The organism is Sinorhizobium sp. B11 (genome assembly GCA_039725955.1).
GTDB lineage: Bacteria > Pseudomonadota > Alphaproteobacteria > Rhizobiales > Rhizobiaceae > Rhizobium.
Window position 1 is genome coordinate 3,796,792 of sequence record CP091034.1, and the last position, 11,840, is coordinate 3,808,631.

The window sequence follows — 11,840 nt, forward strand, 5'->3', positions numbered from 1 at the left end:
TGGTCAAAGGAAGGCGTGCGTCGCACAAACTCCGACTCCACGAGTAAGACACCATTATGGTTAATAGATCGTTAGTGCCAGACTATGACAGCAGGAATATCGCGGGAGATTTTGTTCCTGGATTAACTTGACCGGTACATTGTCCGGTTGCCGAACACAGCGCTATCTTGCAGCGCGGAAATTCCTTCACATAAAATTCAAGTTTTTACAAGCCCTCGATTCGGCCAGTTGGGGGCCGCAAAAATCGCAGGCACGCATCGGTCTTTTCAGGTCTCGGGAATAAGCATCTGTCTGGCCAGCGCCTCCGGCAACCGGCGCGGCCGGCCCTTGGCGTTGATAACGGCAATGATGACCTTGGCGGCAATCAGCAGCGTGTCATCACGACGGATTTCCTGGTTGAGCACCATCTTGGCGCCGCCGGCTTTCTCGGTATGGGTCAGCACGGTCAGAATGTCATCCATGCGGGCGGGGGTCTTGAAGTCGATCTCCATCCGATGAACGACGAAAACGAGCCCTTCCTCATCGGCATTGACGAGTTCACGCTGCTCGACACCGAGACACCGCAGATAGTCGGTGCGACCGCGTTCGAGAAAATGGAGATAACGGGCGTGATAGACCAGACCGGAGAAATCCGTATCTTCGTAGTAGACCCGCTGGACGAGTCGATGACCCGCCTCGACGAGTTCGCCGGAAATAGAAAAGCCGTGTTCCGCCATAATTTTCTCCAAACTTTCCGGCCCTCTTTGACGCAACATCTCTCGACAGGCAAGCATTGAACAATTGTCATATTTCCTAACTATCCCCGTTAGGAAGCAACCGATGAGGAGCCAGTGGAATGAAGATTGCGGTGATGGGCGGAGACGGTTTCATCGGTTGGCCAACCTCACTGCATCTCTCCGATGCCGGCCATGATGTTCACATCCTCGACAATCTCTCCCGCCGTTGGATCGATACGGAACTCGGTGTCCAGTCGCTGACCCCGATGGACTCGATACAAGAGCGCACGCGCATCTGGCATGCAGAAACCGGCCGCCGCATCCATTTCAATCTGATCGACCTTGCCCGCGACTATGAGCTGCTCAAGAAGTGGTTCGCGGAAAACCGGCCCGATGCGATCATCCATTTCGCCGAACAGCGCGCCGCCCCCTACTCGATGAAAAGCGACCGCCACAAGAATTACACTGTTAACAACAATGTCAGCGCCACGCACAACCTCCTGAATGCGTTGGTCGAGCTGCAGCTCGATGCGCATCTCGTCCACCTGGGCACCATGGGCGTCTATGGCTATTCGACAGTCGGCGCAGCCATTCCAGAAGGTTATCTTCCCGTCGGCATCGAAACGATGGATGGCGAAACGGCTTCCCAGGAAATTCTCTATCCGTCCAATCCCGGCTCGATCTACCACATGACGAAGTGCCTGGATCAGCTGCTTTTCCAGTTCTATGCCAAGAATGATGGTCTCAGGATCACGGATCTGCATCAAGGCATCGTCTGGGGCACGCATACCGAACAGACGCGCCGCCATCCGCAGCTCATCAACCGCTTCGATTATGATGGTGACTACGGCACCGTGCTGAACCGCTTCCTCATTCAGGCCGCCATCGGCTATCCGCTGACGGTCCACGGCACCGGAGGCCAGACGCGCGCCTTCATCCATATTCAGGATTCCGTGCGCTGCATCGAGCTGGCGCTGAAGAACCCGCCTGCCCGTGGCTCGCGGGTCGAGATCTTCAACCAGATGACCGAGACCCATCGTGTGCGCGATCTCGCCGAGATGATCGCCAGGATGAGCGGCTCCGAAATCGTCTGGTTGCCGAATCCGCGCAAGGAAGCTGCGGAGAATGATCTGGTCGTCAAGAACGACAAGTTTCTGGGCCTTGGCCTCAACCCGATCACCCTGCAGACCGGCCTGCTGGACGAGATCGTCGACGTCGCCAAGAAATTCGCCTACCGCGTCGACCGCTCCCGCGTCCCGGCCGTCTCCGCCTGGACGAAGGATATCGCCGCGACGATCAATCACGACCCGGAGGGCAAGCGACTGAAGTCCGTATCATGACGGGCGCTTTCCCCGCGAAGCAACGGCCCCACAGGAGCGAAGCCGTTCAGGAAAGCACCCTGCATCCATGACCTCTGCCCCTCACTTCGCTTATGTCAGTCTCGTCACCAACGCCGATTACGCCATGGGGGCGACAGCGCTGGCAAAGTCGCTGCGCCGCACTGGCACGGAAGCCGCAATCGTCATCCTGCACACTGGCGGTGTCGATGCGGCTGCCCTCTCATCGCTGGACGCTCTCGGCTGCCGGCTGATCGAAGTCGATCATCTGCCGCTGTCGGATGCCTTCAACGAGCGCCATGCACGCGGCAACCTCCACGCCGCAGCGCCTTTCACCAAAGGCCGCAAGCCGGCCTTTCATTCACCGCTCGACAATTTTTGCAAGCTGCGCCTCTGGCAGCTTGTCGAATACGAGCGCTGCGTCTTCATCGATGCCGACGCGATCGTGCTGAAGAACGTCGACAAGCTCTTCGCCTACCCGGAATTCTCCGCGGCGCCTAATGTCTATGAAAGCCTCGCCGACTTCCGTCGCATGAACTCAGGCGTCTTCGTTGCCCGTCCGTCAGAAGAGACATTCAGGAGAATGCTGGAGCTTCTGGATCAGCCCGAGATCTTTTGGCGGCGCACCGATCAGACCTTTCTCGAAACCTTCTTTCCCGATTGGCACGGCCTGCCGGTCTATTTCAACATGCTGCAATATGTCTGGTTCACCATGCCGGCCCTGTGGGATTGGAAGAGCATTTCAATCCTGCACTATCAGTATGAAAAACCTTGGGAAAAAGATCACCCGAAGGCGGCGGAGCTACAACCTTTGATCGATTTGTGGCATTGTTTCCATACTGACAGCCACGTGCCGGAGATTGCATCCCTGGCCAATCCGGATGAGGCGGCATGAAAGTACTGGTATCAGGCGGAACGGGCCTCGTCGGACGTTATATCGTCGAAGAGCTGCTTTCCGCCGGATATCAGGTGATTATAGGCGGACGACGCGCGCCGCTTCCCCCGGCCTTCTCCCGTCCGGTTGATTTTGCCCCGCTTACGCTCGATCCGGACGAAGATGATATCGGCGCCTTCGATGATGCCTATTTCTTCGTGCATGCCGCCTTCAGCCACCTCGACGGAAAATATCGCGGCGGCGAAGGCAATGACCCGAAGACATTTCGACGCCTGAACCTCGACGGCACCGTAAAGCTCTTCGAAGAGGCAAAGCGTGCGGGCACCCGCCGTTGCATCTTCATCTCCACCCGTGCGGCCTATGGCGAACATGCACCGGGTACCGAGCTTTTCGAGACCATGCCCGCCACGCCGGAAACTCTTTACGGACAGGTCAAGCTCGATGCGGAACGGGCGCTCGCCCATCTCTCCGGCCCAGGCTTTGCGGGAGCAAGCCTGCGGGCAACCGGCGTCTACGGTGATAATTCTCGAGGCAAATGGGATCGATTGATCGATGATTATCTGAGGGGCCGGCCTCTTTTACCACGCGCGGGAACCGAAGTGCATGGTCGCGATCTCGGCCGTGCCGTGCGGCTGATGCTGGAAACAGAAAGCGCCCGGATCTCCGGGGAGGTCTTCAACGTCTCCGATATCGCCGCTGATACGAGGGATATTCTTTCACCGATCCGGCATCACGCCGACTGTCCATTCCCGCTGCCCGAGGCAGCGGACAAGGCAGGCCTTTGCGTTATGAATACGGACAAGATCCGCGCGCTCGGCTGGAAGCCCGGGGGCATGCCCCTTTTCGAGCAGACAATGCGGCAATTGGCCGAGAAACAAACGGTTCCGCGGCCCAGTTCCACGCAAGTCTGATCTGGCAAAGTGCGCCCCAAATGTAATCGGGGGTATATTATGCAGCTCGCAACCGTTTCGGCGTCCATTCTTCTGCGTGGCACCCAGCCGGCACAATCCGGCGTTTCGTCCACGAATGATGAGCCCGATGCCGGCGTATTGAAGATCCAGCGGCAGTCGCTGGCGCTGGAGCAGGCGCGCAATTCGCTGGCTAGCTCCGCCGACGATGCGAAAAGCCGCGCCCAGCGCAAGCTTGAGGAAGCCAAGCAGGAGCTTCAGGCGCTGAAAACGGCCGGCTTCCCGCCTGAAGTGATTGCGCGCCTTGCCGCTGAACTCGCGCGCAAGGTCGGCGCGGCAGCCTCCGAATTCGCCTCAGCCGTTGCAACCGGCGGCTCGTCCGCCCCAAGTGCTGCGACCGGCGCGACAGCCACATCAGCTTCCGCCGCCACCACGACTGATACCACCACGACGGGCACCACCGCGAGTGCAACGGCCGGCGCCGTTGCAAGCGACGCAACGGCTTCTACCGAGACACCGCAGGATGCCGCGACGACCGCGGAAGCAGCCGAAGACGGCACGAACACTGCGGAAATGGATGACGCTGCTCATGCCCGCAAGGCCTATCAGGAAACCGTCGATGACGGTCCGAAATCATCGACAATTTCCGCCGATGACCGCCAGACGATGGAAGAATTCAAATCCATCGTCCGCGAACTGAAACAGATCCTCGAAAAGGCCATGCGCGATCTGCGCGAGAAGAACCGCGATATTGCCGCCGAAGGTGCGATCGGGGCAGCGCAATCAGCCGTGACCGGCCTGTCGGCTGCGGTACCCACGGCGGCCATTCCTTCAAGCATCGTCGTCTAAGCCTTAGGCGCCGCCGTCTGAGGCAGAAAATGGATCGTTACCTGGTTGACGAGCAGCACAAGGCAGGCGGCAAAGACAGTTGCAAATAGCCGGTCCAGCAGTGCTGAGGTCGGCAGGGCATGATCGGCGGTTCCCATCGCCATCATCATCAGCGGCGTCATCACGATCGAATAAGCCAGATAATTCCTGACCCGCAGGAAGGGCCTGGCGCCGCCGAGCACGGCGACGACGAGCACATCAGCCCAGCTCGGCAAGGTTAGAAACGACAGCAACCCCGCGCAGCAGACACCGAAGATAACGCCGATCACTCTTTGCGTCGTCTTCAGCGGTAAACGTTCCGGCCGCCGCTCGATCAACAACACCAACGCCAGTGCCGCCCAGTGAACGTCATGATCGGAAAAGAACCGGTGGATGAGCGAAACGGCGCCCAGGCAGGAAACCAGCCGGACGGGATATTGCCAGCCTGCCGGCTCCCCCAAAGAGCGCCGTAACCTGTTGAATCTCTGTCTGACGGTTGGTTTGCGTTCATCTTCAACCTGCTCTACCGCATGACCGCGGACATGCGCGACGACCAGGGCCATAGCCAAGTGGAGGACAACAGCGAAAAGCGCCCCACCAATGACAATGGCAAAGATGAGCAACGGATCTGCTGTCGTGGTGGAGACGATGCCGCCAACCATCACGAGATAGAAGACATAGCGCATCGAAGCCGCGACCATCGCCCGATCGAACCCGCCGATGACGCCGGCAAGCCCCGCGATCAGCAACAGAGCGATCTGCCACGCCCCGCCCAACCGCGCGAGTGCACAGGCAAGCCCGGCTGCAAGCATCAAAACCAGCAATGCAGCCCCTGCGCTCGCAGCTTGCGTCCTCAGTCTGCCGTGCGCTACCGTTCCGCTCATCGCCATGCCACCGATCAGGCCGAGCCCCGTATGATGGCCTCTCGCGGCAAGCAGAGCCGGAACGGCCATGGCGAGCGCCGAAACGGTGATTTCGATCGCCGTCACTTCCTTTTCAGTCGACCAGCGAAAGGCTCCGGCAAAGTGATTGAGTGTCTTTTCCATCAACCGTCTCTCGAACCAGGGATTGGGCTCGAGCAATATAATACGCAGTGCGTACTATATGTCCAGTAGCAACGACACCCCCGCGACACTCATCCTGCGTTCGGTCCTGCTGCTCGGCCGCCGCCTGCGCGCCGCGCGGTCCGAAAGTCCGCACAGCCTGTCGACCATCGCAATTCTTGGCACTCTTCATCGGTTGGGACCTATGCCCGCCTGGCGTCTCGCGCTTGAGGAGCGCTTGCAACCGCAATCGGTCACCCGCATCATTGCCGCTCTCGAGCGTGACGGACTGATCAGCCGCATGCGGAGCGAAGCTGACCGCCGCGAGATCGAATTGTCGATCACCCCTCATGGCCGCAATATACTATCGGAGGACATAGGCATTCGCCGCGCCTGGCTGGAAAAAGCGATGGACGAACGCCTGACCTCGCAAGAGCGCAAGACGCTCATCGACGCATCGGAGATTATGCTGAAGCTCGCCCACGCCCATCCCGAGGACGAGGCGCAATCAGGCGAGGAATAGACCCTTTTCACCTGTCGCCACCAGCTGCAAGCAGTTATGTTCGCTGGATAACGAGACCGGATTTGAGATGACGCCCAGGGAATTGAAGGCTCAATTGCGCACCGAACGTCTGGCGGCCCGCGACGCCATTCCGAAGGATCTTCGCGCAGCCAAAAGCCTCGATATGGCAGCCCATGCCGGCGATGCGGTTGCTTTTGCCCGCGGCACCATCATCTCCGGTTTTCTGCCGATCCGTTCGGAAGCCGATCTGCAGCCGCTGATGGCACGGTGGCGCGGTCGTGGCGCCCGCCTCTGCGTGCCCGCAATCATCGACAGGCAGACCATTGTCTTTCGCGAGCTTGTCCATGGCGCGGCGCTGATCGGCACCGGCTTCGGCACAGTCGGGCCGGGCGAAGATGCTGCAACCCTCGACCCGGAAATCATGCTCGTACCACTGTCGGCCTTCGATTCCCGCGGCCACCGCATCGGCTACGGTGCCGGCCATTATGACCGTGCAATCGACCGTCTCAGGCAAAAAGACCTTTCCCCGAAGCTGATCGGCATTGCATTTGACTGCCAGGAAGTGGCAGAGGTACCCGCTGAGCCGCATGACATAAGCCTGGATGCCATCCTGACGGAAAGCGGTCTGCGCCATTTTACCTCACGGATTGGATAGGGAATGCGACTGCTATTTCTGGGTGACATGGTCGGTAAGACGGGACGCACGGCGGTCTGGGATCGTCTGCCCGGTCTGGTGTCCGACCTGAAGCTGGACTTCGTCATCGTCAACGGCGAAAACGCCGCTGGCGGCTTCGGCATCACCGAAGACATCTTTTTGGAAACGATCAATGCCGGCGCCGATGTGGTGACAACCGGCAATCACGTTTGGGACCAGAAGGATGCCGTTGCATTCGCGGGCCGCCATGACCAGTTCCTGCGTCCGGCGAACTACCCGCAGGGTACGCCCGGCCGCGGTTCCGGCCTTTTTTATGCGCGCAACGGCGCGCGCGTGCTCGTCGCCAACATCATGGGACGCGTCTTCATGCATCCCGAGCTTGACGATCCCTTCAAGGCGGCAGAAACGATCCTCGCTGCCTGCCCGCTGAAAGAGCAGGCCGACGCCATCATCTTCGATTTTCATGCGGAGGCGACAAGCGAAAAGCAGTGCTTCGGCCATTTCGTCGACGGCCGTGCCAGCTTCGTCGTCGGCACTCATACCCATGTGCCGACCGCCGACGCACAGATCCTGAACGGTGGCACTGCCTATATGTCTGATGCCGGAATGTGCGGCGATTACGACTCCTCGCTCGGCATGGACAAGGAAGAGCCGCTGAACCGCTTCATCTCCAAGATGCCGAAGGGCCGCATGGAAGCCGCCACTGGTCCCGCCACCATCTGCGGCGTCGGCGTGGAAATCTCGGACGCGACGGGGCTTGCGGAAAAGATCGCTCCGCTGCGCCTTGGTCCGCGGCTTGCCGAAACGATCCCCGAATTCTGGCGCTAGCGCCTCTCAACACGCAATTGTGAGCTTATCCCGTCTGGACCAGTGTGACAGCATGCCGCATCCTCTCGGCGTCGTGAAAGCGCCGGAGGGGTGGCATGAAGCCGCGTTGTCTTGTCCTCGCTATCGCATGTCTTGCAATTTTCACCGTGCCTAACCTTGCCGCAGCCCAGCAAGATCGAGGACCGGTCAGCCAGTGCCAGGCAATCGCTCAGAATATTCCCGAGGCCACTTTCGCGAGTTTCTCCGGCGTGGCGCCGGTAATCCATGCAGTTACCGAGGGTGAAGATGTCAAGTTCACCTATCTCGGCCATTCAACCTTCGAAATCGAGACTCCCGGCGGCATCGTCATCGCCACGGACTACAATGGTTGGTACAGGCCGGCCGTCACACCCGACGTCGTCACCATGAACAAGGCGCACTCGACGCATTTCACCTTGACGCCGGATCCCGGCATCAAGCACGTGCTGCACGGGTGGAGCGACATCCCCGGCGAAAAAGCCAGGATTAGCCTCGTCGTCGGTGACGCCTATATCCGCAATGTGACGACGGATATCCGTTTCAGCTATGGGTTGGGCGGATCACAGCTGGACGGCAATTCAATCTTCATCTTCGAAATCGCCGGCCTCTGTATCGGCCACCTCGGCCATCTGCATTACGAACTGACCGATACTCACTATACGGAAATCGGCCGGCTCGACGTGGTCATGGTGCCGGTCGATGGTGGTCTGACCATGGGAGCCGATAGCATGAGCCGCGTCATCAAGCGGCTGCGCTCGTCGCTGATCCTGCCGATGCATCGTCGCGGCCCGCCGGTCAATGCCTTCATCTCGATGTTCGGCACGGGATTCGACGTCAATTACGCGCCCGACAACATCATTACAGTTTCGCTGCGCACGCTGCCGAAAAAGCCCCTGATCTACGTGATGAAGGACGTGCAGTAAAAAGGCCCGGAGCGTTCTCGGGCCTTCCCCCTGTCTCACGCAAATTGCAGATGCCGCTTGATGCCGACGTCAGGCATCTTCTCCTCGTCGAAATTGGCCTTGGCAATTTCCCAGCCGAATTTCAGCTTGCTGCCAGTCGAAACCCAGATCTCGGCATCATCGACATGCATGGACAGCATCGTCAGCTTCGGATCCTTCTTGCCCCCTTCATACCAGGCGGCCACGACGGAGTTCCAGAATTCCTCGATTTTCGCAGGATCGGGACGCACGTCGATAACACCCGACAGGCAGGCATGATAATCGTGGTTCTTGCCGATGACGCAGAAATGCGCGCGGCTGCCCGGTTTGATCATCCGCACCAGTTCGGCATCCGTCTTGGTATAAAACCAGATCGTATTGGTGGTCGGATCAACGTTGGGTGCCATCGGCTGCATGTGCATGTCGACGCCTGAAAGGCCGAGCATGCCGGCGTGGATGTCGTTGATCTGATCCCAGAGCTGACGTGCCGGTTGTTCACGGGCTTCGCTGAAGCTTGCCATAGCCGTTCCTTTCCTGCTGGCGTTGTCGGTTGAAAACGTCATCTCCCCGGCTTTGTTCCGGCGCGAGCCGCACCGGCTTCGCCGGAGTGAAAGACTGCTTTTTCCTTGAATATCGCCCTTTCCGATCTTATAACGCGGCCCATTCCGAACAATGAGACGTGAACAGGGGTGCCATGGCTGGCCATTCACAGTTTAAAAACATCATGCACCGCAAGGGCCGTCAGGATTCCGTGCGGTCGAAAATGTTCTCCAAGCTCGCGCGCGAAATCACCGTTGCCGCCAAGGCCGGCCTGCCCGACCCGACAATGAACGCCCGCCTGCGCCTGGCGATCCAGAACGCCAAGGCCCAGTCGATGCCGAAGGACAATATTGATCGCGCCATCAAGAAGGCATCCGGCGCCGATACCGAGAACTATGACGAAGTCCGTTATGAGGGCTACGGCCCGGGCGGCACGGCGATCATCGTCGAGGCACTGACCGACAACCGCAACCGCACCGCCTCCAACGTTCGCTCGGTCTTCACCAAGGCCGGCGGCGCACTCGGCGAAACCGGGTCGGTTTCCTTCTCCTTCGATCATGTCGGCGAGATCACTTACAAGCTGTCCGCCGGCGATGCCGACAAGGTGATGGAAGCCGCAATCGAAGCCGGCGCCGACGATGTCGAGACGGACGAGGACGGCCATTACATCACGACCGGCTTCGAAGCCCTCGGCGAAGTCGCCAAGGCGCTCGAAGCCTCGCTCGGTGAAGCCGAGACTGTAAAGGCCATCTGGCGCGCCCAGAACAATGTGCCGGTCGATGAAGAAAGGGCCCAGTCACTGCTGAAGCTCATTGACTCGCTGGAAGATGACGATGACGTGCAGAATGTCTACTCGAACTTCGAAGTCTCGGAAGAAGTTCTGGCCAAGCTCTCAGCTTAAAGCCATCCACGATATGGAATCGAAAAACCCGGCCATTCCGCCGGGTTTTTGTTTGCAAGGATGCCCTGGCGCCTAGGCTGCGGCCCGCATGAAATTGCCGAGCCCGGCAAAGAGCTCCACCGATTTCAAACGCGCCTCGACATCATGGATCGGCATGGAGATGATGACCTCATCTGCTTGCGTTTCCTTGAGGAATTCATTGAGCTGGGCCTCTGCCGTGGCTGGCGAGCCGACGACGGCGTAGCGCAATGTGTGTTCTACATTCATCTTTTCCATCGGCGACCAGAAGGCGTCCATGTCTTTGACCGGCCGCGGGAAAGGACCACGCACATTGCGCCTGAGATTGACGAATTGCTGCTGCGCAGAGGTGAAGTGGTACCGCGCTTCCTCGTCCGTCTCGGAAACAGCGCCCATGACGCCGACCATCACATAGGGCTTGTCGAGTTCCGACGAGGGCTGGAACCGGTCGCGATAGATCGCGATGGCATCAAGAAGCATGTCAGGCGCAAAATGCGAAGCAAAGGCGAAAGGGAGGCCTAGCATGGCCGCGAGCTGGGCGCTGTAGAGGCTGGAGCCGAGCAGCCAGATCGGGATGTGTGAATCGTTGCCAGGCACGGCAAGGATCGCCTGGTTTTCGATCGGTGTACCGAGAAGCTGCTGTAGCTCCACGACATCGTTGGGAAAACTGTTTGCACCGGCGTCGAGGTTGCGCCGCAGCGCCTGCGCCGTGCGCATGTCCGTTCCCGGCGCGCGGCCGAGGCCGAGATCAACGCGGCCGGGAAACAAGGCTTCCAGCGTACCGAACTGTTCGGCAATGACGAGCGGCGCATGGTTCGGCAGCATGACGCCGCCTGAACCGATGCGGATGGTCTTCGTCACAGCACCGATCTGCCCGAGAATGACCGAGGTTGCAGCACTCGCGACGCCGGGCATGCCGTGATGTTCGGCCATCCAGAAACGCGTATAGCCGAAGTCCTCCGCCTTCTGTGCCATGCGCTTCGACGCCGCAAAGGATTGGCCGATGGTCGTGCCGTCTGCCACGGGGGAAAGATCGAGAATGGAAAAGGGAACCATGGAAACCTGCCGCGCAAAGATGGGGTGCGGTCTATGTAGGTTCGCCGTGGCTCTATTCCAAATCGCAGCGCCAATAAAAGCTTCCGCGAAAACTATCCGTCATTCGCCGAAAGCCGGAGAGAATTTCAGCGCACCTGATGGTGGCGATCCCCTGAAGACGATCCGCTGGACGTAGCGCGTATCAAGATCGCCATAGGTCAACCTTCCATCGCTCTCGAAACCGACCCCCCGATAGACTGCAGGATTGCCGATCAGCGCGCAGCCTGCTGCATGACGCTCTCTCAGGAGATCGAGCCCTTTCAGGATCAACTCTCTGCCAATCCCCTGCCGCTGCCGCTCCGGCTTTACCGAAATCGGCCCGAGCCCATACCATCCGTCCTTGATGTCACCGATTGTGATCGGCGAGAAGGCGACGTGGCCGATGATCTGCCCGCCTTCTTCGGCGACGAGAGATAATGTGAGATCACTCGATGCACGAAGATCCCGTATGATTTGCGCTTCGGTATTATTGCTGTAGGGCATCGGTTCGAACGCCACCCAGGTCAGCTCATGAATGGCATCCGCATCCTCGAGTTTTTCAAGCCGGATCAGCAT

General features: G+C 59.3%; 14 protein-coding genes. 9 read left to right on the forward strand and 5 right to left on the reverse strand.

Annotated features, from left to right (window positions below; all coding sequences use genetic code 11):
* Window positions 1-266 precede the first annotated feature (266 nt).
* Window positions 267-716: a tol-pal system-associated acyl-CoA thioesterase gene (ybgC, locus tag LVY75_28860; protein ID XAZ22782.1), complete on the reverse strand. Its 450-nt coding sequence runs from the start codon at window positions 714-716 to the stop codon at window positions 267-269.
* Window positions 717-835: 119 nt separating this feature from the next.
* Here ybgC and LVY75_28865 point away from each other — a divergent pair, with 119 nt between their 5' ends.
* The 4 genes from LVY75_28865 (at window position 836) to LVY75_28880 (ending at window position 4,705) form a co-directional block, all read left to right on the forward strand.
* Window positions 836-2,056, forward strand: coding sequence for an NAD-dependent epimerase/dehydratase family protein (locus LVY75_28865; protein ID XAZ22783.1), 1,221 nt, complete (start codon window positions 836-838; stop codon window positions 2,054-2,056).
* Between the two features lie 67 nt (window positions 2,057-2,123).
* On the forward strand, window positions 2,124-2,948 hold the full coding sequence (locus LVY75_28870) for a glycosyl transferase (protein ID XAZ22784.1): 825 nt from the start codon (window positions 2,124-2,126) through the stop codon (window positions 2,946-2,948).
* The gene (locus LVY75_28875) at window positions 2,945-3,859 is read left to right on the forward strand and encodes an NAD(P)-dependent oxidoreductase (GenBank protein ID XAZ22785.1); all 915 of its coding nucleotides are present in this window, start codon (window positions 2,945-2,947) and stop codon (window positions 3,857-3,859) included. The genes LVY75_28870 and LVY75_28875 overlap by 4 nt, the downstream gene beginning before the upstream one ends.
* 39 nt (window positions 3,860-3,898) lie before the next feature.
* Window positions 3,899-4,705: a hypothetical protein gene (locus tag LVY75_28880; protein XAZ22786.1), complete on the forward strand. Its 807-nt coding sequence runs from the start codon at window positions 3,899-3,901 to the stop codon at window positions 4,703-4,705.
* Here LVY75_28880 and LVY75_28885 read toward each other — a convergent pair.
* On the reverse strand, window positions 4,702-5,769 hold the full coding sequence (locus LVY75_28885) for an FUSC family protein (GenBank protein XAZ22787.1): 1,068 nt from the start codon (window positions 5,767-5,769) through the stop codon (window positions 4,702-4,704). The genes LVY75_28880 and LVY75_28885 overlap by 4 nt on opposite strands.
* Window positions 5,770-5,827: 58 nt before the next feature.
* Here LVY75_28885 and LVY75_28890 point away from each other — a divergent pair, with 58 nt between their 5' ends.
* The 4 genes from LVY75_28890 (at window position 5,828) to LVY75_28905 (ending at window position 8,713) form a co-directional block, all read left to right on the forward strand.
* A complete protein-coding gene (locus tag LVY75_28890; protein ID XAZ22788.1) occupies window positions 5,828-6,289 on the forward strand; it encodes a MarR family transcriptional regulator in 462 nt (153 codons plus the stop codon).
* 67 nt (window positions 6,290-6,356) lie between these two features.
* The gene (locus LVY75_28895) at window positions 6,357-6,944 is read left to right on the forward strand and encodes a 5-formyltetrahydrofolate cyclo-ligase (GenBank protein ID XAZ22789.1); all 588 of its coding nucleotides are present in this window, start codon (window positions 6,357-6,359) and stop codon (window positions 6,942-6,944) included.
* Window positions 6,945-6,947: 3 nt separating this feature from the next.
* The gene (locus LVY75_28900) at window positions 6,948-7,772 is read left to right on the forward strand and encodes a TIGR00282 family metallophosphoesterase (GenBank protein ID XAZ22790.1); all 825 of its coding nucleotides are present in this window, start codon (window positions 6,948-6,950) and stop codon (window positions 7,770-7,772) included.
* A 95-nt stretch (window positions 7,773-7,867) separates the two neighbouring features.
* Window positions 7,868-8,713, forward strand: a complete 846-nt coding sequence (locus LVY75_28905; GenBank protein ID XAZ22791.1) for an MBL fold metallo-hydrolase — start codon at window positions 7,868-7,870, stop codon at window positions 8,711-8,713.
* 35 nt (window positions 8,714-8,748) lie between these two features.
* Here LVY75_28905 and LVY75_28910 read toward each other — a convergent pair whose 3' ends face one another.
* Complete coding sequence (locus LVY75_28910) at window positions 8,749-9,252, reverse strand: pyridoxamine 5'-phosphate oxidase family protein (protein ID XAZ22792.1); 504 nt, start codon at window positions 9,250-9,252, stop codon at window positions 8,749-8,751.
* A gap of 173 nt (window positions 9,253-9,425) precedes the next feature.
* Between LVY75_28910 and LVY75_28915 the strand changes: the two genes are divergently transcribed.
* Window positions 9,426-10,172: a YebC/PmpR family DNA-binding transcriptional regulator gene (locus LVY75_28915; GenBank protein XAZ22793.1), complete on the forward strand. Its 747-nt coding sequence runs from the start codon at window positions 9,426-9,428 to the stop codon at window positions 10,170-10,172.
* Between the two features lie 72 nt (window positions 10,173-10,244).
* On the opposite strand, the gene LVY75_28920 is transcribed toward LVY75_28915, so the two are convergent.
* Window positions 10,245-11,246 carry an LLM class flavin-dependent oxidoreductase gene (locus tag LVY75_28920; protein XAZ22794.1) on the reverse strand — a complete coding sequence of 334 codons (1,002 nt, stop codon included), beginning with the start codon at window positions 11,244-11,246 and terminating at the stop codon, window positions 10,245-10,247.
* 99 nt (window positions 11,247-11,345) lie between these two features.
* Complete coding sequence (locus LVY75_28925; GenBank protein XAZ22795.1) at window positions 11,346-11,840, reverse strand: N-acetyltransferase; 495 nt, start codon at window positions 11,838-11,840, stop codon at window positions 11,346-11,348.